The organism is Streptomyces sp. NPDC054834 (genome assembly GCF_053611185.1).
The window spans coordinates 17,937-42,765 of sequence record NZ_JBSGZV010000034.1 but is presented as its reverse complement, the minus strand read 5'-3'; the positions used below and the strand labels follow the sequence as shown (position 1 = coordinate 42,765).

Annotated in this window: 21 protein-coding genes; 4 read left to right on the top strand and 17 right to left on the bottom strand. The window is 71.0% G+C overall.

The window, feature by feature from the left end; translation table 11 throughout:
- The first annotated feature begins 3 nt into the window (after nt 1-3).
- Nucleotides 4-429: an NUDIX hydrolase gene (locus tag ACWGJM_RS34080; protein WP_453415623.1), complete on the top strand. Its 426-nt coding sequence runs from the start codon at nt 4-6 to the stop codon at nt 427-429.
- On the opposite strand, the gene ACWGJM_RS34075 is transcribed toward ACWGJM_RS34080, so the two are convergent.
- The 17 genes from ACWGJM_RS34075 to ACWGJM_RS33995 form a co-directional block, all read right to left on the bottom strand.
- Nucleotides 416-1,144, bottom strand: coding sequence for a hypothetical protein (locus tag ACWGJM_RS34075; RefSeq protein ID WP_453415622.1), 729 nt, complete (start codon nt 1,142-1,144; stop codon nt 416-418). The two genes, ACWGJM_RS34080 and ACWGJM_RS34075, sit on opposite strands and share 14 nt — an antisense overlap.
- 22 nt (nt 1,145-1,166) lie before the next feature.
- Nucleotides 1,167-2,552, bottom strand: coding sequence for a hypothetical protein (locus tag ACWGJM_RS34070; protein WP_453415621.1), 1,386 nt, complete (start codon nt 2,550-2,552; stop codon nt 1,167-1,169).
- Between the two features lie 50 nt (nt 2,553-2,602).
- The gene (locus ACWGJM_RS34065; protein ID WP_453415620.1) at nt 2,603-3,313 is read right to left on the bottom strand and encodes an alpha/beta fold hydrolase; all 711 of its coding nucleotides are present in this window, start codon (nt 3,311-3,313) and stop codon (nt 2,603-2,605) included.
- Nucleotides 3,306-3,890: a TetR/AcrR family transcriptional regulator gene (locus ACWGJM_RS34060; protein ID WP_453415619.1), complete on the bottom strand. Its 585-nt coding sequence runs from the start codon at nt 3,888-3,890 to the stop codon at nt 3,306-3,308. Before ACWGJM_RS34060 ends, ACWGJM_RS34065 begins: the two co-directional genes overlap by 8 nt.
- Nucleotides 3,891-3,945: 55 nt before the next feature.
- A complete protein-coding gene (locus ACWGJM_RS34055; protein WP_453415618.1) occupies nt 3,946-5,274 on the bottom strand; it encodes a jacalin-like lectin in 1,329 nt (442 codons plus the stop codon).
- 512 nt (nt 5,275-5,786) lie between these two features.
- Nucleotides 5,787-6,359: a hypothetical protein gene (locus ACWGJM_RS34050; RefSeq protein ID WP_453415617.1), complete on the bottom strand. Its 573-nt coding sequence runs from the start codon at nt 6,357-6,359 to the stop codon at nt 5,787-5,789.
- Entirely contained in the window at nt 6,356-7,516 is a 1,161-nt protein-coding gene (locus tag ACWGJM_RS34045; protein WP_453415616.1) for an MFS transporter, read from the bottom strand. The genes ACWGJM_RS34050 and ACWGJM_RS34045 overlap by 4 nt, the downstream gene beginning before the upstream one ends.
- Nucleotides 7,513-8,319: an ABC transporter permease gene (locus tag ACWGJM_RS34040; protein WP_453415615.1), complete on the bottom strand. Its 807-nt coding sequence runs from the start codon at nt 8,317-8,319 to the stop codon at nt 7,513-7,515. Before ACWGJM_RS34040 ends, ACWGJM_RS34045 begins: the two co-directional genes overlap by 4 nt.
- A complete protein-coding gene (locus ACWGJM_RS34035; RefSeq protein WP_453415614.1) occupies nt 8,319-9,122 on the bottom strand; it encodes an ABC transporter permease in 804 nt (267 codons plus the stop codon). The genes ACWGJM_RS34040 and ACWGJM_RS34035 overlap by 1 nt, the downstream gene beginning before the upstream one ends.
- A 1-nt stretch (nt 9,123) precedes the next feature.
- Nucleotides 9,124-10,125, bottom strand: a complete 1,002-nt coding sequence (locus ACWGJM_RS34030; protein ID WP_453415613.1) for an ABC transporter ATP-binding protein — start codon at nt 10,123-10,125, stop codon at nt 9,124-9,126.
- Nucleotides 10,126-10,289: 164 nt separating this feature from the next.
- Nucleotides 10,290-13,178 carry a glycoside hydrolase family 2 TIM barrel-domain containing protein gene (locus tag ACWGJM_RS34025; protein WP_453415612.1) on the bottom strand — a complete coding sequence of 963 codons (2,889 nt, stop codon included), beginning with the start codon at nt 13,176-13,178 and terminating at the stop codon, nt 10,290-10,292.
- A gap of 12 nt (nt 13,179-13,190) precedes the next feature.
- Nucleotides 13,191-14,087 (bottom strand): carbohydrate ABC transporter permease, encoded by an 897-nt coding sequence (locus tag ACWGJM_RS34020; protein WP_453415611.1) that lies wholly within the window; start codon nt 14,085-14,087, stop codon nt 13,191-13,193.
- Nucleotides 14,084-15,049, bottom strand: coding sequence for a carbohydrate ABC transporter permease (locus tag ACWGJM_RS34015; protein ID WP_453415610.1), 966 nt, complete (start codon nt 15,047-15,049; stop codon nt 14,084-14,086). Before ACWGJM_RS34015 ends, ACWGJM_RS34020 begins: the two co-directional genes overlap by 4 nt.
- Nucleotides 15,050-15,069: 20 nt before the next feature.
- Nucleotides 15,070-16,335 (bottom strand): ABC transporter substrate-binding protein, encoded by a 1,266-nt coding sequence (locus tag ACWGJM_RS34010; protein ID WP_453415609.1) that lies wholly within the window; start codon nt 16,333-16,335, stop codon nt 15,070-15,072.
- Nucleotides 16,336-16,585: 250 nt separating this feature from the next.
- A complete protein-coding gene (locus ACWGJM_RS34005; protein WP_453415675.1) occupies nt 16,586-18,430 on the bottom strand; it encodes a glycoside hydrolase in 1,845 nt (614 codons plus the stop codon).
- Nucleotides 18,431-18,441: 11 nt separating this feature from the next.
- Nucleotides 18,442-19,686, bottom strand: a complete 1,245-nt coding sequence (locus ACWGJM_RS34000; RefSeq protein ID WP_453415608.1) for an ROK family transcriptional regulator — start codon at nt 19,684-19,686, stop codon at nt 18,442-18,444.
- Between the two features lie 129 nt (nt 19,687-19,815).
- On the bottom strand, nt 19,816-21,060 hold the full coding sequence (locus ACWGJM_RS33995; protein ID WP_453415607.1) for an FAD-binding protein: 1,245 nt from the start codon (nt 21,058-21,060) through the stop codon (nt 19,816-19,818).
- Nucleotides 21,061-21,166: 106 nt separating this feature from the next.
- Here ACWGJM_RS33995 and ACWGJM_RS33990 point away from each other — a divergent pair, with 106 nt between their 5' ends.
- The 3 genes from ACWGJM_RS33990 (at nt 21,167) to ACWGJM_RS33980 (ending at nt 24,683) form a co-directional block, all read left to right on the top strand.
- The gene (locus tag ACWGJM_RS33990; protein ID WP_453415606.1) at nt 21,167-22,174 is read left to right on the top strand and encodes a hydroxyacid dehydrogenase; all 1,008 of its coding nucleotides are present in this window, start codon (nt 21,167-21,169) and stop codon (nt 22,172-22,174) included.
- On the top strand, nt 22,171-23,238 hold the full coding sequence (locus ACWGJM_RS33985) for a LacI family DNA-binding transcriptional regulator (protein WP_453415605.1): 1,068 nt from the start codon (nt 22,171-22,173) through the stop codon (nt 23,236-23,238). The genes ACWGJM_RS33990 and ACWGJM_RS33985 overlap by 4 nt, the downstream gene beginning before the upstream one ends.
- A gap of 113 nt (nt 23,239-23,351) precedes the next feature.
- A complete protein-coding gene (locus tag ACWGJM_RS33980; RefSeq protein WP_453415604.1) occupies nt 23,352-24,683 on the top strand; it encodes a radical SAM protein in 1,332 nt (443 codons plus the stop codon).
- The last annotated feature ends 146 nt before the right edge of the window (nt 24,684-24,829 follow it).

The following is a 24,829-nucleotide window of genomic DNA, read 5'->3' as shown; positions in this document are numbered from 1 at the left end:
ACCATGGACATGGAGATCCCCGGCGAGAGGCGACTGGCGGCCGCCGTCGTGATGGACGAACAGGGGCGGGTGCTCCTGGTGCGCCGCAGCGAGCGGGAGCGGTTCCTGCCGCGGGTGTGGGGCGTGCCGTGCGGGAAGCTGGAGCCGGGCGAAAGCCCGGTGGACGGCGCCCTGCGCGAGCTGAAGGAGGAGACCGGGCTGCTCGGCGAGGTCGTCCGCCGGGTCGGCGAGTCGTCCTTCGTCAGCGACTACCGCGGGCACGAGGTCAAGAACTGGCAGGCCAACTTCCTGGTCAGGCCGCTCACCCGGCTCGTCACCCTGCCCGAGGCCGATCAGGCGTATGCCTGGCTGGCACCCGCCGCGTTGTCCACGGTCGACATCGACGACTACAACCTCGACGTCGTGCGCCAGGCCCTCACGAACTCCTGAGCAGCTCCGCGAGATCGCCGAGCGCGGCCAGGTAGTCGCCCACGTCCAGCGGCACCTTGGGCACCGCCCCCGGATGCGGACCGGCCGCCGTGAACACATCGGTGTGGCGCCGCCGGCCGGCGCCCGTCTCCAGGAACAGCGTCACCGTCGGCGCGTCCGTGTCGCACCAGGCGCGGTGCAGGGTGTGCGCGGGCAGGGCGTAGGAACTGCCCGCCGCGTACTGCCCCACGTGCGTCAGCCGCAGCCGGGCCCGGCCGGCCGGCCGCAGCAGCCAGTCGGCCGATCGGTCGGCGAGGGACTCCTCATAACGGTCGGCGCCGATCCCGCCCTCCCCGGCCCAGGCCTCGTACAACTCCATCGCCAGTCTGCCCCGCACGATGTGGGAGGCCAGCGGCGAACGGTGGTTGTGCACGTCCTCCTTGCCGGGTCCCGCCGCCGACGGATGCCACACATGGGCGCGCAACTTGTGCCGGGGCCCGCCGTCGATCAGCAGCAGCTTGTCGAAGCCGAGGACGTGCCGGTACGACAGTCCGGCACAGCCCTCCGGATCGCCCTCACCCGAGGCGAGTTCGGCGATCAGCTCCAACAGCCGCTCGTGCGCCCCGAGTTCGGCGACCACCGCTCGGGCGGCGCCCACCGTGGCGTGTTCGGTCAGCTCACCGTCCAGCGTCTCGGCCAGCAGCCGCCGCGCCGCCAGGACCTGCCGACCGCCCATGCACACCCCACTTCGCCAACGGTCACTCGACCGGCTGATACATCCATACGGCATGCGCCCGCAGCGCCGAAAGCCCTTGATACGTCATCCACATGGGCCGGCGCAGCTCGGTGCCGTCGCCCCGGCCCCAGCTCCAGATGCCGCCCGACTGCCCGGCCCACACGGCGGCGACCGCGCCGTCCAGCCGCTCCCGCCACTGAGCCTGGAGCCCGTCCGCGCGGGCCACCTCGCAGGCGCCCGGGGTGAGCAGGGCACGCACCATCCAGGACGCGGTGAAGTGCCGTACGTTCAGCACCTCCTGGCGGGTGGGGTCGTCGGTGCGCGTCCGGCGGACTTCCTCGCGCAGGTTCTCCACGTCCAGGCAGACGTGGTGCCGCGCGTCCGGGCAGGCCAGCAGCCAGCGGACCCCGTCCTGGCGGGCCGCCCGCGCCCCCGCCGTCTCGCCGAGCACCCGGGCCGCCCGGTCCAGGGCGACCACCGCCTGCGCCGTGTGCAGCGGCGACGGCGGGCCGTAGGGCGGGTGGAGCCGGTAGCCCCAGCAGCGCAGGTGCTCACGGCGCTCGTCGTCGATCGCGCCGTCCACCAGCGCCTCCCGCAACGGCGGCAACAGCGCCGAGCGGGGCGCCGCGCGCAGCAGCCCGCGCAGTACGGTCGTCACGACGTGCGTGGACTCCCGCCCGGCCGGGTCGAGTTCCCGGGTGAACGCGGCGATGCACCGGGTCACCTCCGCGGCGAGCCGCTCACCGGAGGAGCCCGCCCGGGCCAGCGCGCCCAGCACCAGCGCCGTCACCTCCGGACGCGCCTCCGAGCCCTGCGAGCGCGCCGACCAGCCACCACCGGGCAGCCTGAGGCGCCACAGTGTGTCCACCAGGTCGCCGGTGCTCAGCCGCCCGTCCGGCATACCCAGGTCGAGCATGATGTGCAGGCCGTACGCGGTACCGACGGGCGTGGGCGGCCACGGGGTGGTCTCGCCCAGCGAGTGCGTCCAGCCGGTCAGCCGCCCCCGGGCCGGGTCGTCGACCACCCTCACCTGGTCGACCAGCGTCTCGTACGCGGCGGCGAACACCCCGGGCAGCGGACCGGACGCGGCGGTCGCCGCCCGTACGGTCACCGGGGCGGCCCGGCCCGGCCCGGCGGAGCGCGCCTTCAGCAGGGCCGCCGCCAGCCAGGCCGCGAGACCCGTACCGACCCCGCTCACCCCGGAGACCAGCCACTTGGCGAGTTCCCCGCCGAGGGAGTCGGGCAGCACCCCGAACAGGAACTGGAACACCCCGTACCCGGCGGCCGCGCAGCCCAGACTGCCCAGCCAGCCGACGAAACGCGCCGGGGGCGAGCCGGTGCCGTCCGGGGGCACGGGGGCGGCGCCGGGGGGTCTCAATGGCCCGCGTCCGAGCTGCTGTTGGGACAAGGCGCGCTCCCTCCCCCAGGGCGGCACGTGGCACCCGCGAAGCTTCCAGTCTAAGTGGTCAGCGGTGCCCCTGGGGCGTCCACCGGAATCAGCGTTTCCGCGACGCGGTCGGCGAACGCCACGGGATGCTCGAGCGCGCCGAGGTGCCCGCCGGGGAACTCGGTGAAGGCGCCGCCGGTGCGCTCGGCCACCGACACGGCCGTGTCGTACAGGACTTGACCCCGGGAGCCGGCCCCGGCGGCCACCGTGAGGCGGCCGGGGGAGGCGGTGAAGGCCGGCGCGTACGAGGTGAACGGCTCCAGGACATGGGCGAGGAAGACCGCCATGGGCCCCTCGGCCGACGCCTGCCCGGCTCGCAACCCCTCGATCAGCCGGGCCCGTTGCTGCGCCCCGTCCGGCAGCAGCGTCACGCACGGCGGCTCGTGCGCCACCACGTGCCGCAGCCGCCCGGGATGCCGGGCGAGCAGGTCGAGGACCGCGATCCCGCCGGAGCTGGTCCCGAGGACGTACGCGGACTCGTCCGCCGCGAGCACCTCCTCCAGCACCGCGTGCGCCGCCTCGCTCCAGTCCGCCGGCCGCTGGTCGGCGACCGGGGAACCGAGCCGTCCGTGGGCGAGGCCGAGCGGGTCGTACGTCACCACCGTGAATCGCTCGGCCAGCCGTTCGGTGACCGGGCCGAGCCCCATCGGATGCCCGGCCCCGCCGGGGACGACGAGCAGGACGGGCCCGCTGCCGGTGACGTCGTAGTGCGGTTCAGTCATGGCTGTTCCTCTCCCGTGGCCAGTGCGTGAGGGCGACGTGCAGGGCGTCGATCGCCCTGTCCCAGGAGGCCTGTACGTCACGGGAGGCGCCGAAGCCGCCGGTGGACTCCAGGGCGCAGTAGCCGTGGAAGGTGCTGCGCAGCAGGCGTACGGCGTCGGTGAGGTCGGGCTCGTCGAGGCCGTAGGCGCGCAGCATGCCGTAGGTGACCTCGGCGGTGCGGCGCATGGCGGGGGAGTCGGCGACGAGATCCTGGTCGATGCGGATCTGGGTGGACGCGTACCGGCCGGGCCGCTCGAGGGCGTACTCCCGGTACGCGCCCGCGAAGGCGGCCAGCGCCTCCTTCCCGGCCCGGCCGGCCACGGCCGCCGCGATCCGGTCGACCAGTTCGGCGCCCGCGTACAGCGCGAGCCGGGTGCGCAGGTCCTGAAGGTTCCTGACGTGCGAGTACAGGCTCGCGTCTTTCACGCCGAAGCGGCGGGCCAGCGCCGACAGGGTGACGTTCTCGAACCCCGCCTCGTCGGCGAGCTCGGCCGCGGCCGCCACCAGGCGGTCGGCGGTGAGTCCGACGCGAGCCATGCGACACCTCCTAGGTTGCCTAGGGGCAATCCTAGGGCATCTAGGTTCGGCGGGTTCAGCCGATCGGCGCGTACAGGACGCCCAGCTTGTCGATCTCGTCGCCGGCGCGGCCGGTGAAGCCGGCGATCTGCCAGCCGGACGGGGCCGTGAAGGTGGTGGCGTCGGCGGTCGCCGTGCCGGCGGAGAGGCTGCGGCCCTTGTCCGTCGTGAACGCGGCCGAGAAGATCCGGGTGCGGTCGTCCTTCTGGCCCTCGGTCAGCTTCACGGAGGTGAGGTGCTCGCCGGAGGCGAGGGCCAGGGAGGCCGCCGTGCCGCCCGCACCGCCGTGGGACAGGACCGTACCGCCGTCGTGGGTCAGGGACACCGCGTCCAGGCGGGCGCCGCCGCGCAGGGTCAGGGTGCGGGGGGACACGGCGGACGGCAGGTCGTCGGCGTCGTTGAAGGCCGTGCCGTGCGGACCGCCGAAGAAGTCACTGGCCCGCAGCTTGGAGTTCAGGGTGTAGGAGAAGCCGACGGTGTGCGGGAAGTGGTCGGAGAGGTTGCCGCCGGAGGAGTCCAGGAAGGACGCCCATTCGTCGTTGTAGCGGGTCGCGGCCAGGGACACCAGCGGGCTGCTCCGGTAGAGGACCTTGTCGACCACCTCGCAGTCGTTCGTCGGGGCCGACGTGGGGCACAGCAGCGGGTCCGCGCCCAGCGCCGGGGCCGTACCGCCCTTGACCAGCTTCACCCAGGCGTCCGTGAGCCCGTTGTCGTCCACGAGCGTGCGGATGTTGTCGCCGGTGCGCGTGTAGCGGGTGTTCGTGTCACCCATGACGATCACCGCGTTGCCCGCCGAGTTCGCCTGGATGAAGGCGGAGAGCTGCTTGATGTTCGCACGGCGGGCGGCGAGCGCGTCGTCGGTGTCGTCGGCGTTGGGGTGGGCGTTGTACAGGTCGACGTAGACCCCCTCGGCCAGCCGCACCCGGGCAAGTGTGAAGCCCTTCGGGGTCAGGCAGTTGGTGCCCGTGCAGTCGTTCCACTTGACGCGCTCGAAGTCGTCGAAGGGGTAGCGGGACAGGGTGTTGAGACCGTCGCCGATGCCCGCGCCGCCGCTGGTCGCGGTGCGGTAGGGATGGTCGTCGCCCGCGTACAGGGCCGCGTGGTAGTTGAAGTCCTCCTGGACGTTCACGATGTCGTAGGGCGCCAGCCTGGGGGAGATCAGGGGCGTGTTGGCCGCCGGGTGGCTGGAGCTCAGGCCCTCGGGGAGGCCCGCGACGTTGTACGTCAGCACGTTGAAGGTGCCCGACGTGGCGGCGGAGTCCGCCTGGGCCGGAGCGGCTGCCGCGGCCGAGAGCCCGGCCAGGGCGAGTGTGCCGGCGACGAGGGTGCCGATGAGTCTTCTCATGGTGGGGGTGTCTCCGGTCGGGGGAGAGTGGGAGGAAGATGAACGATCCTCAGGTTGGTGCCAACAGCTATGGCGCACAAGGGTAGTTGGGGAAACTGTGAATGATCGGAACGGGACATCCGGACCGGTCCCACCGCCGTCCCGGCGCCCCGCCCCACGGCCGGCCTCGACCATCATGACGGGGTGACGGACACCGCAGAGGCTCCCGGCTGGGACGCCATAGACACCGGGCTCGCGCCCCTCTACCCGGGGGCCGAGCCCTTCCAGCGGGGTGTCGCCCACGGCCGCGCCGATCCGTACGCCCCGCGCGTCGGCGTAGCCGCGCAGGGTGGTGGCCGCCGACGCGTTCGGTGTGAGCTGCGGCAGCGTGTACGCGGCCGCGGCGACCAGCACGCCCGCGCGGCGAGCGGCAGCGGGCGCAGGACGCGGCGACGGCGGCGGTGGGCGGGTGCGGTGCATCGCCTTGGAGTCACCGCCGCCGCACGGAAGGTTGCCGGGACGCCGGTCGGGGCCTACGGACAGCCCGCCCTCAGGGCGGCCAGCGCCGACCATGCGGCGCCGCGCTCCTCCTGGTCGTACACCCGGGGTGCGGGGCCCCCACCGGAGGCGAACACGACGTAGCAGAGCGGGAGGTACGACAGCAGCCCCCACTCCTCCCGCTGGTGGCCGCGGGCCAGGACCCGGCCGCAGCGGGCGCAGCTGATCCACGGGACCAGGAACAGGTCCGGCACCGGAGGGTCCGGCAGCACGGACCGGGCGGGAATCGGGTCACCGGCGTCGTCCGGGAGAACCCGCAGCCCGCCTGCCTCCGGCGCCGGACCGCACCGGGCGATGTCCGGCCCGAGCCTGTCCCACACGCCCCACTGCCCGGCCATCACCGCCAGTTCGGCCCGCGCCGGCTCGGCCACCGCCAAGCCCTGTTCGTGGATCTTCTCGACCAGCGCCGTGAGCCCGCCCTCCTGCTCCCCGATGTCCCAAGCCCCCCGCACCTCGTCCACGTCCACCGGATCGGGCAGCAGGGCGGCCAGCCGGCTCCACAGGGCGGCTTCGTCGGCGTAAGGCGGCGGCAGAGGCGTGTCGGTCATGCGGGGACTCTCGCACGCCCCGCCAGCAGCGCGGCGCCCGCACCCGCCACCACCAGCGCGCCGAGCGCCACCCGCAGGCTCGTCGCCCCGGCGAGCAGCCCCACCGCCGGACCGGCGAGCAGGAAGCCCGGCCACTGGCCGATCGTGACGACCGAGAGGGCCTCGCCGGCCGGCATCCCGGGCTGCCGCCCCGCCAGCGCGATCACACCGGGCAGCGCGCATGCGATGCCCAGACCCACCACCGTGAACCCGGCCAGCGCGGTCGCCAGACCCGGGTGGACCACGGGCAGCGTCGCGCCCACTGCCGCCGTCAGCAGGGTCAGGCGGAGAAAGGCACGGCGGCCCAGCCGGGCCACGAACCGGTCGCCCAGCAGACGGGCGACGAGGATCGCGACGGAGAAGCAGGTGTACGTCGCCGCGCCGAACGCCGATCCTTCGCGCAGGTAGTCGGCTGTATACACCGAACTCCACTGCGAGGCCGCCCCCTCGATGAAGGACCCGAGGAACGCGACACCGGCGAGCAGCAGCAACTGCGGGCTGAAACGGCGCCTGAGCGGTCGCCGTTCCTCCCTCACCCTGTCCTCCGTCTCCTCCGGCAGCGCGCCGCCCAGTGCCATCAGCAGCGCGCCGAGCACCCCGCTGCTCACCGCCATCTGCACGCCCGGCGACACACCGGTGGCCGCCGCGAGCGTGCCCAGGGCGCCGCCCGCCAGCACCCCGCAGCTGTACGAGGCGTGGAAACCGGACAACAGGGGGCGGCCGGCCCGCCGTTCCACCGCGACCGCGAGGGCGTTGACCGGAGTCGCGAGGAAGGTCGCCGACAGCCCCCACACCGCGAGGCCCGCCACCAGCGCCGGTACGGTCGACGCGCCCGCCAGCAGGGGCGCGTTGACCAGCACCAGGACGGCCGCCGCCAGGCTCAGCGGGCGGTTGCCGACCCGGCCGATCAGGACCGTGACCAGTGCCAGCGCCACCACGTCCCCGGCTGCTGAGGAACTGCTCACCAGCCCCCATCGGGCGGAGTCCAGACCCACCGCGTCCCGGATCGCGGGGATCCGGGCCATCCAGCCGCCCTGCGTGCCGCCGAGGACGACGAAGACCAGACCGACCGCGAGCCGGGCCCGTAAGCCGGACGACGTCTCCGCGACCGCCTTCATCCGTTCACCCCCGTGTAGTGATCGAGACTCCACCGCCACAGCAGCCGGGACAGCAGGTACGCGAGGGCACCGAGCAGCGGTGACGCGGCGGCCAGCCAGTACGGGGCACCGGCGTGGTGGCCGTGGCCCGTGAGCACCGCCGCCGGGAAGTAGGCGACGAACGCGAGCGGCAGGCCGTAGGTCAGGAAGCCGCCCACCGCCTTCGGCAGGACGTTCAGCGGGTAGCTGCCGAAGGTGCCGAGCAGTTCCTCCAGCCAGCGGCCCCAATAGCCGGCCGCCGGGAAGCGCAGCGAGGCCGCGGCGACCACCGTGAACAGGGCCGCCTCCAGGAGCATTCCGCCGAGGACGGCCGCGATCAGGTAGGTGGTCCGGCCGGCCGTCCAGTCCAGGTGGCTGCGGCCCAGGGCGCCCGCCATCAGGCCCGCGGCCACCGTCAGGTCGCCGATGGCGTTGGTGGGGAAGAACTGGAGCTGGATCTGGCGGTGCACCGGCATCGGCCGCAGCAGATACCCGTCGATCTTCCCCTCCTGGATGTGCCGGCCCAGGCCGTGCATCCGGCCCAGGAACAGCACGAACAGCCCGTGCGCCAGCATGCGGGTGGCCGGGATGAGGAGGACGTCGGAGCTGTCCCAGCCGCCCATGCCGGTGAACCGGGTCAGCAGCACCGTCGCGAAGACGATCACCGACACCTGCCAGACCGCCCCGATCGCGATCATCATCAGGAACTCGGTGCGGTACTCCAGCTGGGCGCGGAAGTTGAGACGTGTGACGCGCCAGGCGATCCGGACGGCGTTCACGGGCATCAGCCTCCCTGCGAGACGACACGGCGGCCGGCCCGCCGCCACAGGAACCGGGTCAGGAACCGCAGCGCCACCACCCAGCCCACCTGGACGGCGAGCTGGGCACCCGCGTCCGCCAGCGGGATGCGGCCCACGTACAGCGACAGCGGCACGCTCAGCGTGGCCTGGAAGGGCAGGAAACCGCTCAGCACCACGAACCAGTGCGGGAAGAACCACAGCGGCGCGTACACCCCGGACAGCAGGTTCTGCGCGAAGATCAGGATGAGGATGGCGGCGTCGTTGCGCAGCGTCCAGAAGCACAACTGGTCGATGAGCAGCATGACGTAGTGCAGCACCCACTGCCCGAGCAGCAGGCTGAGCGCGAACACGGCGGCCACCGCGGCCGACCCGGGCGGCGCGACCACGCCGGCCGCCAGGCAGATCACATATCCGGCGAACGCCCAGGCGAAGCCGTACAGTTGTTCGCCCAGCGCACGCAGCGCGTAGTAGCGGTGGGGCGGCAGCGGACGCAGGTACCAGTACACGATCGTGCCGTAGTGCAGGTGCTGCACGACCGTGTCCCGGGCCGCGTACTGGTCCAGCTCCCGCAGCCGGGAGGCGAGTACGGCCAGTACGGCGTAGGTCACCGCCTGGTCCCGGGTGAGCCCGGCCGTCGTACCCGTGTGCGCGTACAGGCCGCGCCACAGGGACGCCACCAGCACCACCTGGACGGTCAGCCGCAGCAGGGCGGCCGTGACGCGGGGCGGGGTGTACAGCTCGCCGAGCGGGGTGACGCGGGCGGCGCGCCAGGCGACGGGGAAGGCCATGTCACACCGCCTCGGCGTGCACGTAGGCGGCCCGCATGACGTCCTCCAGATCGGCCTCGTCGAGGGCGATGTCCGTCACCTCGTACCGCTCGACGACCAGCTTCAGCGCCTGGTGCACCGTCGGCGCGGCGGAGTCCTCCGGGCCGAACACCACCTGCGGGCCCTCACGCCGCACCACCGTGATGCCCGGCAGCGGCACGATCTCCGCGTGCGGATCCGCGAGCGTCACCCGCACCTGCCACGTCGAGCCGAACTTCCGGCGGATCTCGTCCAGCGTGCCGTCCAGCACCAGCCGCCCGTGGTTGACCAGTACCACCCGCTCCGCGAGCCGCTCCACCTCGGTCATGTCGTGCGTGGTCAGCAGCACGGTACGGCCGCGCTCGGCGACCTGGTACCGGAGGAACTCGCGGACCTGCTCCTTGACCACGACGTCCATGCCGATGGTCGGCTCGTCGAGGAAGACGACCGGCGGATCGTGCAGCAGTGCGGCCGCCAGGTCGCAGCGCACCCGCTGCCCCAGGGAGAGGTGGCGCACCCGGGTGTCCCAGAAGGTGGACAGATCCAGCAGCTCGTCGAATTCCTTCAGCCGTACCGCGTGTTCGGCTTTCGGCACCTCGTAGATGTCCCGCAGGATCGCGAACGACTCCCGCACCGGCAGGTCCCACCACAGCTGGGTGCGCTGCCCGAACACCGCCCCGATGTTGCGGGCGTTGCGCTCGCGCTCCTCGTACGGCACCACGCCCGCGACGCGCGCCTCGCCGGCGGTCGGGGTGAGGATGCCGGTCAGCATCTTGATGGTGGTCGACTTGCCCGCGCCGTTCGGGCCGAGCAGGGCGAGGAGTTCACCCGGCGCCACGTCGAAGGAGATGTCGGAGACGGCGTGCTTGGCGACCCGCTCGGGGTTGACGAGGGATCTGATGGCTCCCGCGAAACCGGGGCGGCGGACGGTGGTGTGGAAGGTGCGGGAGAGACCGCGGACCTCGATGTTACCGGTCACATTCATGGCCACACGTTTCTCCTTCGGCAGCCGGAACGGATGGGACGGGAGGGGGGACGGAAGACGGGATGGAACAAGCCCACACCCGCGTACGTCACCTGCGCCACTCTTTTTACGGGCGCGTGGTCGTACGCGGGCGTGGGGTCGTGCGTCAGGACGCCGCGGGTGCGTCAGGACCCAGCCGGTCCACCCGCCTCCGAGAAGACGAAGGAGAACTCGGCGGGCTCGGCGAGCAGGTAGTACCGCGGCAGCGGGCCCGGGCCGCAGGACTGCGAGCCGATGCCGTGCTGGCCGTGGTCCAGGTTGACCCACACCGTCTCACCCCGGGTGAGGTCGGTACGGTGGGCGGCGGCGTCCAGCTGCTCGGTGGTCCAGCGCCGGGCGGTGAACCAGAAGGCCGGGTCGCCCTCGATGTGCAGTCCGCCGAGTTCCGCCCAGCGGACGTCGGCGCGGGCGCCGTTCTCCTGCGGACGGACATACGGTGTTTGCATACCGTCGACCGTCGACTGCCAGCGGCCGACCATCGACGCCGCCCGGGTGTCCGGATACGCCTCGCCGGGACCGCCGCCGAACCACGTCACCGCGTCGGTGTCCGCGCCGGACAGCCCGAAGCGGACGCCGAGCCGGGGCAGCGGCACCGTCCAGTCGCCTTCCGGCGCCACGGACACGGTCAGCTGTAGACGACTGCCGTCGGACGTCCACCGGTATACCGTCGACAGGCCCACCTCCCAGGCAGCCGGCGCCACCCGCGTGCGCACGGTGAGCGCGTCGTCGCCGGCCTCCACAGCATCGAGACGGTGCCGCATGCGGTGCAGGCCGAACTTCCGCCACAGCTGGCCGTAGCGGATGTCCGTCTGCCAGGCCGCGCCGTCGTCGTTGTCGGTGGTCGCCCGCCACACGTCGAGGCGCAGCCCGGTGACCTCCACCCCGCCCACCGACCGCAGCGCTCCGGTGCGGGCGTCGAAGGAGCCCGGGCCCAGGGTGATCAGCCGGTCGCCGGGTACCGGTCCGGCGGTCGCGGCGACGGACGGCGCCTGCCGGGCGGAGACGGGGAACTGGCCCCAGCCCACCACATGGTCCTTCGGCGCCCAGGCGGTGTCGGAGGCGAGCACCGCCCGTACCGTGCACCATGCCTCGCCGCTCCTCGTCGCGGGCGGTTCCGGCAGCTTCACATCCGCCGACTCCCCCGGCGCGAGCACCGGAACGGACAGCGCGCCCGACTCGACCGTCTCGCCGTCCACCTGGTACGACCACTCGAAGGCCAGCGCCGACAGGTCGGCGAAGTCGTACCTGTTGGCGATCCGTACCGTCCCGTCGGCGAGGTCGCCCTCGATCCGGACCGGCTCGATCACCTTCTTGTACTCGGCCAGACCGGGGGAGGGCCGCCGGTCGGGGAAGAGCAGCCCGTCACAGACGAAGTTGCCGTCGTGCAGTTCCTCCCCGAAGTCGCCACCGTACGCGAAGCCGTACCGTTCGTCCTTGACGCCGTGGTCGATCCACTCCCAGATGAAGCCGCCCTGGAGCCGGTCGTACGACTCGAAGATCTGCTGGTAGTCGGCGATGCCGCCGGGGCCGTTGCCCATGGCGTGCCCGTACTCGCAGAGGATGAAAGGCAGTTCACGGCGCTTGTGGGTGCCACCGTCCAGCCTCTGGCCGATCCGCTCGACCTCGGCGTGGTCGGCGTACATCCGTGAGTACATGTCCGTGTCACGGCAGTCGATGTCACCCTCGTAGTGCACGAGGCGTGAGGCGTCCCGGCCGCGGATCCATTCGGCCATGGCCGTCAGGCCGCGGCCGGTTCCGGCCTCGTTGCCGAGGGACCAGATGACGACGGACGGATGATTCTTGTCGCGCTCCACCATGCGGGCGGCGCGGTCCAGCAGCGCCGGGGTCCAGCGGTCGTCGTCGACGGGGTTGTCCCGCCAGTCCTGCTCGGTGAAGCCGTGGGTCTCCAGGTCGCACTCGTCGATCACCCACAGCCCGTACTCGTCGCACAGGTCGAGGAAGGCCGGGTGCGGCGGGTAGTGGGAGGTGCGGACGGCGTTGATGTTGTGCCGCTTCATCAGCAGCACGTCCTCGCGCATGGTCTCCAGGTCGAGGGCCCGGCCCTTCTCCGGGTGCCACTCGTGCCGGTTGACGCCCTTGAACAGGACGGCCTTTCCGTTGACCTTGATCAGGCCGTCGGCCAGTTCGACCGTGCGGAAGCCGATGCGCAGCGGCACCCGCTCGCCCTCGGTGGCGAGCACACCGTCGTACAGCTTCGGGGTCTCCGCCGACCACGGCTCGACCGGCACCGTCACCGACTCACCGGTCGCGACGTCGATGCCGAGGTCCGGCACGGTGACCCGGCCGTCCACGTCGGAGTCGACGCGCAGGGTGCCCACCCCGCCGGCGTGGTCGTAGGAGGCGCGGACGAAGTGGTCCAGGACGGCACCGGCCGGCCGGTGCAGCAGGGTGACGTCCCGGAAGATGCCGGGCAGCCACCACTGGTCCTGGTCCTCCAGGTACGAGCCCGCCGACCACTGGTGGACACGGACGGCCAGTACATTGCCGACGGTCTTCAGGAGATGGCCGACCGCGAACTCGTGCGGCAGCCGGGATCCCTTGAACTCGCCGATGTCCGTGCCGTTCAGCCAGACCCGGGCGCAGGACTCCACACCGTCTAAGCGGAGTACCGCGCCGCCCTCCTCGAGGTCCCAGTCCTCGGGCAGATCGAAGACGCGCAGATGGTCTCCGGTCGGGTTCTCGGTCGGCACGCGCGGCGGGTCGACCGGGAACGGGTAGAGGTGGTTGGTGTAGGCGGGGGATCCGAAACGGCCGCCGCCCTGGAGCACCCAGTGGCCCGGGACCGATACCTCCGCCCAGCCGTCGGCGTCGTACCCCGGCTCGGCGAAGGTGTCGTCCTCGGCGCCCGCCGTCGCCGACAGACGGAACCGCCAACTGCCGTTCAGGGACAGGGTTCTCGCGTCCGACGTGGCATACCGGGCGCGGGGCGGCAGCGCCCCGTTGCCGGGTGAGACGTCCTCGACGTAGTCGACGGCTGTGGTGCGGAAAGACATCGGTCTCCTAGCTCATCCCTTGATACCGGTCTGCGCGATCCCCTGCACCAGCCAGCGCTGGAGGAAGAGGAACACGAACACCAGGGGCAGGATGGAAATGGCGGTGGCCATGAAGATCGTGTGGAAGACGACGGTCTGGTTGGTCATGTAGTTGGACAGCGCGACCTGCACGGTCCACGCGTCCGGGCTCTGGCCGATGACCAGCGGCCACAGGAAGGAGTTCCAGCCGCTGATGAAGGTGATGGTGGCGATCGCCGCGAAGAAGTTCAGCGAGTTCGGCACCACGACACGCCAGTACGCGCCCCAGTAGCCGAGCCCGTCCACGCGTGCCGCCTCCTCCAGCTCCTTCGGGAACCCCAGGAAGTACTGCCGGAACAGGAAGCAGGTGAAACCACTGAACAGGCCCGGAATGATCAGACCCCGGTAACTGTCCACCCAGCCGAGCGACGACACCAGCACGAAGCTGGGGACGAAGGTCACGGCGGTCGGGACCATCAGGGTGCCGAGGACCGCGTAGAAGACCTTGTTGGCGTGCTTGTAGGGGATGCGGGCCAGGGCGTAACCGGCGAGGGAGCAGATCAGCAGGACGCCGCTGGTGTGCAGGACGGCGACGAGCGCGGAGTTCAGCAGCGACCGGCCGAAGGGCACCATGGGGTCGTTGAACAGCTCGCTGAGGTTTCCCCACTGAAGGTGCGTGGGGAAGATCTGCCAGTGCTCTCCGGTGATCTCGGGGTCGGTGGAGAGGGCGTTGCGGACCAGGATGTAGAACGGGATCAGGAACAGGAAGGCGGCGACACCGACGGCTGTGTAGAGGCCGGTGTTGCCCATGACGCCGCCCCCGCGCCTGGTGCGGCGGGGCCGGTTCGACGGCGGCGCGCTCTTGTCGGTCTCTGGTGCGGTGGTGGTCACTTGGACTCGTCCCCCCTTCCGAAGCCCATGATCTTGCCCTGGAACAGGGTGATCACGCAGATCAGCACGGTCAGGATGACGGCGCCCGCGCTGCCGGCCCCGTAGTCCTGGTTCTCGCCCAGGGCGCGGTAGTAGAGCTCGACCAGCGGCGGGCGGCCCCAGGTCGTCTTCGACAGCAGGTTGAAGAACTCGTCGAAGGCCTGGTAGGCGGCGATGAGCAGGAGCAGGATCACCGCGGTCGAGGTGGCGCGCAGCTGGGGCAGGGTGATGTGCCGGAAGGTCTGCCAGCCCGGCTTGGCGCCGTCGATGGCGGCCGCCTCGTACAGCTCCTGTGGGATGTTCTGGAGCGCGGCCAGGAACAGGATCATGTAGAAGCCGGACTGGAGCCACAGACGGGCGGTCACGATGACCAGCCAGTACCAGGGCGGGTCGGGGGTGATCAGCCAGGCGATGTTGTCGACCCCGAACCAGCCGAGGACCGTGTTCGCCAGGCCGAAGCGAACGCCGTTGAAGATGGACATCTTCCAGATCAGTGCGGCGGCGACGTAGCTGCACGCGGTGGGCAGGAAGAAGACCGAGCGGAAGAACGCCCGCATGAACCTGAGCCGGTTCACCATCACGGCCAGGCCCAGCGACAACGCCCAGGTGGTGGGCACGATGAACGCGGCGAAGACGGTGAAGGTGCCCAGGGAGCCGACGAAGTCCGAGTTCGTCAGCATGAAGTGGTAGTTGTCGAAGCCGATGAACTTGCTCGGCGTGACGGTGAAGCGGGCTTCGAAGAAGCTGAGGTAGATGCTCCAGACGATCGGGACGTAGACGAAGATCGCCAGCCCGATGAGGAACGGGGCGGAGAAGAGCCAGAAGTTGAAGGTGCTGCTGGCCCGCAGACCCCGCCGCGGCTTGGCCTTCACAGGCTTCGCCGGGGCCGGGTGCGCGAGGTCGCGCGTCGTGGTCGTCGACATGGTGCAGTTCCGTCCGCGGCCTATCCGAAGAGCTTCTTCAGCTCGCGGTTGACCGCCTTGTCGGCCTTGTCGAGGGAGGCTTCCGGGTCACCGCCCTTGCGGACGGAGTCGGCGAAGACGTCCTCCAGCGCCGTGATCATGGCCTGGGTCCAGCCGATGTTGTCGAAGTGGCCGAACTCGTTGAAGAGCTTGACGCCCTCGGCCGCGTTGCCCGACTTGAGCTTGGTGGCGGTGGCGGCGATGGACTTGCGCGGCGGAATGTGGAAGCCGTACGAAGTGGCCCAGTCCTCCTGGTACTTCTTCTGCTCGATCCACAGCCACTTCACGTACTCCTTGGCCGCGTCCACGTTCTTGCCCTTGGCGTTGACGAACATCGACCAGCCGCCGTTGTAGACGGACTGCTTGCCGTTGTCCGTGACCTTCGGGAAGGGGAAGATCCCCCAGTCGTCGCCGAGCGCCTGCTGGAACTGCGGCATCGCCCACATCCCGCAGAACTGGATGGCGCACAGGCCCTGGTTGAGCGCCGACGGGTCCCAGTAGTCGGTCGGGGCGCCGAGCAGGAGGTGGCCGCTGGTGAACAGCTTGCGCATCTTCTTGATGCCCTCGACGACGCCGTCCGTGTGGTAGGCGATCTGGTTCTTGTCGTCGAGGGTGTCGGCGCCCGCCGACCAGATCATCGGGTTGATGACCGCGTGCAGGTCGTTGCCGATGTACAGGCCCTTGACCTTGCCGGTGGTGAGCTTGGCGGCGGCCTCCATCAGCTCGTCGAACGTGGTCGGGGGCTTGACGCCCGCCTTCTCCAGCATCGACTTGCGGTAGAAGAAGAACTGCGGGTCGTCGATCATCCGGACGCCGTAGATCTTGCCGTCGACCGTGTGCGACGTGATGTCGGCCGGGTTGAAGTCGTCCTTGACCGGGTCGATGATGTCGCTCAGGTCAGCCACCTGGCCGCTCTTGACCATCTGGATCTGCGGGTGGAACTCGAACAGGTCGGGAGCGTTCTTGGTGAGCAGCGTGGCGAAGAGCTTGCTCTCGAAGTCGGCACTGGTGATCCACTGCGTGGTCACGTTCGCGTCCTTGTAGGCCGCCGCGTACCGCTTGAGGGCCTGCTGGGTGCCCGCCTCGCCGTAGGCGTGGAAGAACTGGGTGAGCTGCTTGCCCGAACCGCTGCCGCCGCCCCGGCCGTTGTTGCCGCCGCACGCGGCCAGCGTGCCGGCGGCGGCCAGGCCCGCGGCGGCCCGGAATATGGATCGGCGGTCCCAGTTACTGCTGCTCATTGCCGACATGCTGACGTCCTTGTCTTGTCGAGTGGTGCTGCGGCTCTTTGCTTCAGCGCCGGATGCCTCGAGGGCTCGATGGCCCGAATTGCTGCTGCGGTGCGGGACGTTAACCTTCGGCTAAGGCTTCGGCAAGGGGTTGGACGAAGTCTGTTCGAAGCGTTGTGTCCGGTTCGGGATCACGAACAGGGGCAGGGCGCGGGAGAGATGAGGGCCGCCGGGTCAGGGGGCTGGCCGGCGGCCCTCGGTCAGGGGGTGACTAGGCCTTGTCCCAGACCTCGTTGGAGCCGCCGTTGCAGCTGTAGAGGATCACCTTGCTGCCGTCGGCGGTGGCCTGTCCGCTGACGTCCAGGCACTTGCCCGACGCCTCGCTCAGGATCTGGCCGTTGGCGTTCAGGAGCCAGCGCTGGCTCGCGTCGCCGGTGTACTGGGGGGACGTCGTCAGGCCCGAAGCACCGGCGGTGAGGTACCCGTTGGCGCCCTTCAGGGTGCCCTTGGCGTCGTACGACCACGACTGCCCGGCCTCGCCGGTGCAGGTGCCGATCGCGGCCCCGGAGGCGTCCGCCGTCAGGCACTTGCCGGACTGCTCGCCCTGCCAGGCGCCGGTCACGGCCGAACCGCCGTGGCCCCTCTGGTCGAAGACGTACGTCGTGACCGAGCGCGCGGCGAGCGTCGCGGACACCGTGCCGTCGCTGACGGACGGCTTGGCGACGTCCGCCCAGTTCTCGGTGGCCGAGGTGCGGACGGCCTGCCTGGCCCGTACCGGCGTCCTGCTGTTGAAGTGCAGGTTCAGCGCGGCGTCCGTGGTGTTGTGGTTGTTGACCACGACGACCCACTTGCCGTCGCGGTCGTACGACGACACCTCCACGCCGGCCGGTGCCCCGGTCACGTTGTGCGCGACCGAGCCCGGTTTCACGAACTTGCTGTACTGGCCGAGCGCGTAGTACCGCTTGGTGAAGTACAGCGTCTGGTTGCCGTTCGTCGCGTAGTCGGGGTCGTAGTAGATCAGGCCGTCGTTCCAGCCCTCGTCGTTCTTCGCGGACGGGTCGCTGCCGTACCCGCTCGCGAGCGCCACCCACCACTGGAACGCCGAGTCGTGGGAGCTCGCGAAGTCCTTGTAGATGATCCTCGACATCAGCAGGGCGTTGTCGATGGTCGGGTCGTACTCCTGGTTCCAGCCCGTGGTGCCCTTGCCGAAGCAGCAGATCTCGGTCGCCCAGGACTTCTTGCCGGCCGTCTTCGCCGTCTCGTAGACGTTGCCCAGCTGGCCGTCGTTCGGGTTGTTGTACGTGTGGTGGGCCAGCGCCGACACGTACTGCGCGGTGCCGGGCTGCGAGATCCACCGCGGGACCTCGGTGGTGAACTGGACGGTGCTGCTGGACTCGTCGGCGATGATGCCGGTCTTCTGATGCCGGGTCCGCTGCTCGGCCCCCAACGCCCTCACGATGTCGTCGCGTTGGTCGGGCGGTACCTGCATGCCCTCCTGGCCGCAGCTGCCGAAGTCGTTGTCCGGCTCGTTGAAGGGGCTGATGTGGTCGAGCTTCGCGCCCCGCTCGGCGAAGTGGGCCGTGACGTCGGCCATGTACGTGGCGAAGTCGGCCGTGTTCCCGGCCTTCAGCTGTCCGCCGCAGCTCTGCCCGTTGGTCGTCCACTGGGCGGGCGCGCTGTTGACGAAGCCGATCAGGTCCTCGACGCCGTACTTCGCGGCGTACTCGAGGAACGTCCGGCCTCCCTTGTCCTTGCGCCAGTCGTAGGAGCCGTCGGAGTTCAGGAAGTCCTCGGCGGCGCGGGCCGGGGTGGTGACCGCGACGCCTCCGCCGCCGATGTTGTAGCGGTACGAGCTCAGGTCCAGGCCCTGCTTCGAGAACAGCAGTTTCGCCACCCGGGCCTGCACCTCGGGTGTGAAGTGCTGTAGGTCGTTGACCCACCAGGCACCCGATGCGCCGATGTCGTCGATGGTCTGGGCCGCGTGGGGGGAGACCTCGGCCGCAGTGGGGGTGGCGGCCGACGAGGGCGGGGCGGATATCAGGGGGCCCGCGACGGCGAGCGCGGCCGCGGCGGTCAGAAGGACCGGTCTGCTGCGGTGGGGGCGAGGCATGTGCATCCCTTCCGTCGTCATGAAGGTGGTGCGGTACGGCTCCTTGCGGGGGTGGTGCGTTTCGCAGTCCTCTGTCCCACCGACTGAAGGGCACCTTCCAGCGCGAAGGTCGCCGCGCCCAGGCAGGCCGGATCGGTGGGAATGGGGGAGAGGACGATCTCGGTAGCGGCGAACGGCCGCCTCAGCGCGTGCCGTCCGACGGCCTCGCGCACTTCGTGCAGCAGAGGTTCGCCGAGCCTGCGGGCGACCCAGCTGCTGAGCACGACCACTTCGGGGTTGAGGACGTTGACCAGGTTGGCGATGCCCGCGCCGATGTAACGGGCCGTCTCCCGGACGACCTTGAGGGCTACGGGATCGTTCGCGTCCACGCCGCGGGCCAGCGCGTCGATGGTGGCGGTCTGGTCCTCGGGGTGCAGCAGCGGGCTCTGCGGGCTCAGCTCCCGCAGGTTCAGCATGATGCCGGGCGCGCCGACGTAGGCCTCCACACAGCCGTGGTTGCCGCAGCGGCACAGCCGCCCGTCCAGGACGAGCGTGGTGTGGCCCCACTCGCCGGCGCTGTTGCTCACTCCCCGGTACAGCCCGCCATGGAGCGCGAGCCCCGCGCCGACACCGGTCCCGAGGTTGACCACCACCGCGTCCCCGCGCCCGCGTGCCGCCCCGAACCACATCTCGGCGACCGCGCCGGCGCGCAGCGGATTGTCCAGGTAGAGGGGGTAGGCGATGACCTCGGACAGCAGGTCGAGCAGGGGTACGTCGTGCCAGTCCCAGTTGGGCGCGTACTCCGAGATGCCGGTGTCCCGGTCCACCTGCCCCGGCACGCTCACCCCGACGCCCAGCACCCGCGCGCCCTCGATGCCGGCCTGCGCGACCACGGAACCGACGGCGGCGGCGACATGGTTGACCACCTGCTCCGGCAGGCTCTCACCGGGGCGCATTTCCTCGTCGGCGCGCGCGAGCACGTTCAGCGCGAGGTCGAAGAGCTCCACGTGGACGTACGTCTCGGCGATGTCCACGCCGATCAGTGCGCCCCCCGAGGCGTTGACGGCCACGAGTCCCCGGGGGCGGCCCCCGGCCGAGTCCTCGAAGCCGACCTCGGTGATCATCCGCAGCTCGAGCAGCTCGCCGACGAGCGTGGCGACCGTGGCCAGGCTCAGCCCGGTGGCGGCCGCCAGCTCCTGCCGGGAGGTGGGCGACTCGGCGATGATCTGGCGCAGCACCTCGTAGCGGTTCGCGGTGCGGATGTCCCGTGATGTGCGCTTCACGAAGGCTGCCCCTCCCATCGCTGCCAGGCCGTGCCGGGCGAGACGGGCACCGGCGCGGCGCAAGGCTATGGCGTGCCGAGGACTTTCGACAAGGGGTTAGGAAAGGGGCTTTATAAAGTCCGCCGCTCTTCAGGTGCCGAGGACATCCTGCACGAAGGCGTTGGTGAACTTGCCGGTGGGGTCCAGGGAGTGGGCCAGCGCCAGGAAGTCGGCGAGGCGTGCATACCGTCGACGGATATCGTATGCGGACATTGCATACACCTTCCCCCAGTGCGGCCGCGGATCGAAGGCGTCCAGCGCCTCCTCCACCCGCCGCACCACCGGCAGCACCGCCGCGGCGTCCTCGACCCAGGTGAAGTGGACAGCCACCGAGTCCCGCCCGTGCGCCGGACTCAGCCACTGCCGGTCGGCGGCGACCGTCCGCACCTCGCATGTCTGGAGCACGGGGGCCACGGTCTCCCGTACTCCGTCGATCGCATACAGCACATCGAGGGCGGACGACCGCGGCAGCAGATACTCCGACTGCAACTCCGCCCCGCTGCTCGGCGTGAACTCCGCCCGGAAGTGCGGCAACCGCTCGTGCCACGGCCCCGGCACCCCGAACTGCTCGGTGCAGTTCTCCGCAGGCATGCCCGGCACCGGATGCAGCGCCACGGTCGCCGGCGCGGCCCAGGGGAAGTCCACCGGCGCCTGGTCGGTGCGCCGCTTCACCCACACCTGCCGGAAACCGGCCGCCCGGGCGTCGGTGAACAGGCTCACGCTGTACGCGGACCCCGCCACCGCCTCGAAGTCCAGCCCGTCCAACGGCAGTTCAGTGAACAGGTGCTGTTCCACCTCGTACGCCGGTTCGAGGTCCAGGGTCAGCGCGGTGACCACACCCAGCGCTCCCAGGGAGGTCACCGCGCCGTCGAAGCCCTCCTCCCCGCGCGTGAACGTCACCGTCGAGCCGTCCGCGGCGACCAGTTCCACCGCGCGCACCGCCGCGGCCAGCGGCCCGTTGCCGACCCCGGAGCCGTGCGTGCCGGTCGCCACCGAACCGGCCACCGAAATGTGCGGCAACGACGCCATGTTGGGCAGCGCGAGGCCGTGCGCGTGGACGGCGCGGGCCAGTTCCGCGTACCGCACACCGCCCGAGACCCATACCGTACGGGCCGCGGTGTCCACTTCGAGCACCGGCGGGAGACCGGCGATCGACAGCAGGACGCCGTCGGCGCCCGGGTCGGCGATCGCGTTGAAGGAGTGCCCGCTGCCCAGCACCCGCACCTTCGTGCTCCCGGCCACCAGGGCCCGGAGCGCGTCGAGCGAGTGCGGACGGTGCAACTCCTCGGCCGTGTAGGTGATATTGCGCGCCCAGTTGGTGACCGCCTGAGTCATCCCTGCCCCTTCCGGTGAGTGCGTGTCCATTGACCCTCTCATTCGCCGCCGCCTACCGTAGAGACCGGTTGCTATCCATGCGTCACCGAGCTGGAAGGTCACTTCCTTGCCCGAGCGTCCCCAGGCACTGTTCGCCATGTCGGACCAGAACGTGCCGCACATCTTCCCGCCGGAGGTGCTCGCCCGGCTGTGCGAGTACGTAGAAATCGATCCCACTCTGGTGGCACGCGACTTCACCGACCCACGGATCCGGGAGACGCTCGCCCGCACGGAGGTCCTCATCACCGGCTGGGGCTGCCCCCGCCTGGACGCGGCCGCCCTCGACGCGGCCCCCAGGCTGCGCGCGGTGCTGCACGCGGCCGGCTCGGTCAAGGGCTTCACCACCGAGGAGGTCTGGCGGCGCGGCATCGCGGTCTCCTCGGCCGCCGCCGCCAACGCGCTGCCCGTCGCCGAGTACACCCTGGCCATGATCCTGCTCGCCGGGAAGGACGTGTTCGGCTACCGCGACCAGCTGCGCACCCGCCGCGCATTCCCCTACGGCGACATCCTCCCCGGCATCGGCAACTACGGCCGCCGCGTGGGCGTCGTCGGCGCCTCCCGCATCGGCCGCCGGCTGATCGAGCTGCTGCGCCCCTACGACCTGAGGGTGAGCCTCGCCGACCCCTACGTCGACGAGGCGGAGGCCGCCCGGCTCGGCGTCCCCCTCGTCACGCTGGACGAACTGCTGCGCACCTCGGACATCGTCACCGTGCACGCCCCGCAGACCCCGGAGACCCGGCACCTCGTCGGCGCCCGCGAACTCGCCCTGATGCCCACCGGCTCGGTCCTGATCAACACCGCGCGCGGCTCGCTCGTCGACCACGACGCCCTGGTCACCGAACTGCGCGCCGGACGTCTGAGCGCCGTCCTCGACGTCACCGACCCCGAGCCGCTGCCCGCCGACTCGCCGCTCTTCGACCTGCCCAACGCCTTCGTCACCCCCCATCTCGCCGGCTCCCAGGGCAACGAGGTGGCCCGCCTCGGACAGACGGTCGTGGACGAGGCCGAACGGCTGGTGAGCGGGAGCCGGCTGGCGTACGCGATCGACCACACCGTGCTGGAGCGGGCGGCGTGACCACGGCCAGGCGGGCGCAGACGGCGGGCGGCGACGCCTCGACCGTGCGGGACGTCGCCGCGCGCGCCGGCGTCTCGGCCTCGACCGTCTCCCGCGTCCTCGGCGGCACCTACCCGGTCGCCGAGACCACCCGCGCCAGGGTCCACAAGGCCATGCGCGAACTGGACTACGTGGTCAACGCGCACGCCCGGGCCCTCGGCGGCGCCACCAACAAGACGGTCGCCTTCGTCGTCGACGACGTCACCGGCCCCTTCTACGCCCACATCGCGCGCGGGGTGGAGGAGCAGGCCTCCGCGGAGGGCCGTCTGTGCATGCTGTGCACCACGCACGGCGACCCGCGCCGCATCCTCGCCGTCGTCGAGACCATGCGCGAGCAGCGGGCGGACGCGGTGATCGTGGTCGGCGGGGCCTGGGAGGACAAGGCCTACCAGGACCGCATGACCCACTTCGCGCACGCCCTCGACCGGGCCGGCTCCCGGCTGGTCCTGGTCGGCCGCCCGCCGCTCGGACCGGGCGTGCCCGCCACGGTCGTCGACTACGACAACGAGGGCGGCGCCTTCGCCCTGACCACCCATCTGCTGTCCGCCGGCCACCGGCGCATCGCCTACCTCGGCCGGGTCCCCGGCCTGTCCACCAGCGGCCGGCGCATCCGCGGCTTCACCCGGGCCCACGAACTCCTCGGTCTGACCCCGGATCCCGCCCTGATCCTCGACGGCGCCTTCTCCCGTTCGTACGGCTACCGGGCCACCCGCGAACTCCTGGACACGGGCGTGGAGTTCACCGCGATCTTCGCCGCCACCGACATGATCGCCACCGGGGTCGTCCAGGCCCTGCGCGAGGCGGGCCGGCGCATCCCCGACGATGTCGCGGTCGCCGGATACGACGACATCCCGGTCGCCCGCGACGTGTATCCCGCGCTCACCACCGTGCACGTCCCCCAGGAGGAGCTGGGCCGCGCCGCCGTCCGCCTGGCGCTGCACCGCGACGAGCTGCCCGACGGCCAGCATCTGGTGCTGGGCACCCATGTGGTGCTGCGGGAGTCGACGCTGCGGACGGGTGGCTGACCCCTCACCCTCCGGCGGCCGACACCTCACCCTTGGGGGGACCCGGCCGGGCAGTCGTACAGGCGGGGGCATACCGTGAGGAGTCGAACGCCTGAGCCGGGAGGAGACACGGGATGGGCAGCCGCACCGCGCTGGTCGAGGATCTGATGGAGAGGTTCCCCCACGTACCCCGGGAAGCCGTCTTCAAGGAGGACCTGCTCCGGGGCGGGGTCGCCTTCGACGCGTCCGCGCTGTCCGACAACGAGAGCGGCGAGGTCAAGCCGAAGTCGTACTTCATCTTCTCCTTCGACCACGGCACCCTGCCCGAGCTCGGCGAGGCCGCGCTGCGCCGGCCCCCCGAGGAGATCATCCTCACCGGCGGCCCGTACGACCTGCGGCGCACCGTCGTCTCTGTGCGCGTCAACCCGGCCTCGCCCTACCGGGTCGCCGCCGACGGCGAGGGGCTGCTCGGGCTGTACCTCGACGGGAAGCGGATCGCGGACGTCGGCGTGCCCCCGATGCCCGAGTACTACCGGCACACCCTGTCCAACGGGAAGTCCGTGATGGAGGTCGCCCCGACCATCCAGTGGGGCTACCTGATCTACCTGACCGTCTTCCGGGTCTGCCAGTACTTCGGCGCCAAGGAGGAGTGCCAGTACTGCGACATCAACCACAACTGGCGCCAGCACAAGGCGGCCGGCCGGCCGTACACCGGTGTCAAGGACGTGGAGGAGGTCCTCGAGGCGCTGGAGATCATCGACCGGTACGACACCCAGAAGGCGTCCACCGCCTACACCCTCACCGGCGGCGCCATCACCAAGACGGTCGCCGGGCGCGACGAGGCCGACTTCTACGGCCACTACGCCAAGGCCATCGAGGAGCGCTTCCCGGGCCGCTGGATCGGCAAGGTCGTCGCCCAGGCGCTGCCGCGCGACGACGTGCAGCGGTTCAAGGACTACGGCGTGCAGATCTACCACCCGAACTACGAGGTGTGGGACCGCCGTCTGTTCGAGCTGTACTGCCCGGGCAAGGAGCGCTACGTCGGCCGGGACGAGTGGCACCGGCGGATCCTGGACTCGGCGGAGATCTTCGGCGCCCGCAACGTCATCCCCAACTTCGTCGCGGGCGTGGAGATGGCCGAGCCCTTCGGCTTCACGACCGTCGACGAGGCCATCGCCTCCACCACGGAGGGCCTGCGCTTCTTCATGTCGCACGGCATCACGCCCCGCTTCACCACCTGGTGCCCCGAGCCCACCACGCCGCTCGGCAAGGCCAACCCGCAGGGCGCGCCGCTGGAGTACCACATCCGGCTGCTCCAGGCCTATCGCCAGACCATGGACGACTTCGGCCTCTCCTCGCCCCCCGGCTACGGCCCGCCCGGACCCGGACGCGCCGTGTTCTCCGTCAGCTCCTTCATGGACAGCCTTCCGGCGCGGGATCCGGCGGAGGAACCGGCGCAGGTGTAATCCTTCCGCGACGGACGGTGAGTGGAAACGCGGTCCCGTCCGTACAAGAGGCCGGAGATGCGGGTCACGGTGGGCACGCGTGCGCCCACCCCGGTCGTCATGTCCGTATCATCTGGGCTGACACGCGGGGCGGGAGCATGGTCGTG

What these genes read in the sequence shown, in the direction of transcription:
- ACWGJM_RS34080 (WP_453415623.1), top strand. Translation starts at nt 4, where the DNA reads ATGGACATGGAGATCCCCGGCGAGAGGCGACTGGCGGCCGCCGTCGTG.
- ACWGJM_RS34075 (WP_453415622.1), bottom strand. Translation starts at nt 1,144, where the DNA reads ATGGGCGGTCGGCAGGTCCTGGCGGCGCGGCGGCTGCTGGCCGAGACG.
- ACWGJM_RS34065 (WP_453415620.1), bottom strand. Translation starts at nt 3,313, where the DNA reads ATGACTGAACCGCACTACGACGTCACCGGCAGCGGGCCCGTCCTGCTC.
- ACWGJM_RS34060 (WP_453415619.1), bottom strand. Translation starts at nt 3,890, where the DNA reads ATGGCTCGCGTCGGACTCACCGCCGACCGCCTGGTGGCGGCCGCGGCC.
- ACWGJM_RS34055 (WP_453415618.1), bottom strand. Translation starts at nt 5,274, where the DNA reads ATGAGAAGACTCATCGGCACCCTCGTCGCCGGCACACTCGCCCTGGCC.
- ACWGJM_RS34050 (WP_453415617.1), bottom strand. Translation starts at nt 6,359, where the DNA reads ATGACCGACACGCCTCTGCCGCCGCCTTACGCCGACGAAGCCGCCCTG.
- ACWGJM_RS34045 (WP_453415616.1), bottom strand. Translation starts at nt 7,516, where the DNA reads ATGAAGGCGGTCGCGGAGACGTCGTCCGGCTTACGGGCCCGGCTCGCG.
- ACWGJM_RS34040 (WP_453415615.1), bottom strand. Translation starts at nt 8,319, where the DNA reads ATGCCCGTGAACGCCGTCCGGATCGCCTGGCGCGTCACACGTCTCAAC.
- ACWGJM_RS34035 (WP_453415614.1), bottom strand. Translation starts at nt 9,122, where the DNA reads ATGGCCTTCCCCGTCGCCTGGCGCGCCGCCCGCGTCACCCCGCTCGGC.
- ACWGJM_RS34030 (WP_453415613.1), bottom strand. Translation starts at nt 10,125, where the DNA reads ATGAATGTGACCGGTAACATCGAGGTCCGCGGTCTCTCCCGCACCTTC.
- ACWGJM_RS34025 (WP_453415612.1), bottom strand. Translation starts at nt 13,178, where the DNA reads ATGTCTTTCCGCACCACAGCCGTCGACTACGTCGAGGACGTCTCACCC.
- ACWGJM_RS34015 (WP_453415610.1), bottom strand. Translation starts at nt 15,049, where the DNA reads ATGTCGACGACCACGACGCGCGACCTCGCGCACCCGGCCCCGGCGAAG.
- ACWGJM_RS34010 (WP_453415609.1), bottom strand. Translation starts at nt 16,335, where the DNA reads ATGTCGGCAATGAGCAGCAGTAACTGGGACCGCCGATCCATATTCCGG.
- ACWGJM_RS34005 (WP_453415675.1), bottom strand. Translation starts at nt 18,430, where the DNA reads ATGCACATGCCTCGCCCCCACCGCAGCAGACCGGTCCTTCTGACCGCC.
- ACWGJM_RS33995 (WP_453415607.1), bottom strand. Translation starts at nt 21,060, where the DNA reads ATGACTCAGGCGGTCACCAACTGGGCGCGCAATATCACCTACACGGCC.
- ACWGJM_RS33980 (WP_453415604.1), top strand. Translation starts at nt 23,352, where the DNA reads ATGGGCAGCCGCACCGCGCTGGTCGAGGATCTGATGGAGAGGTTCCCC.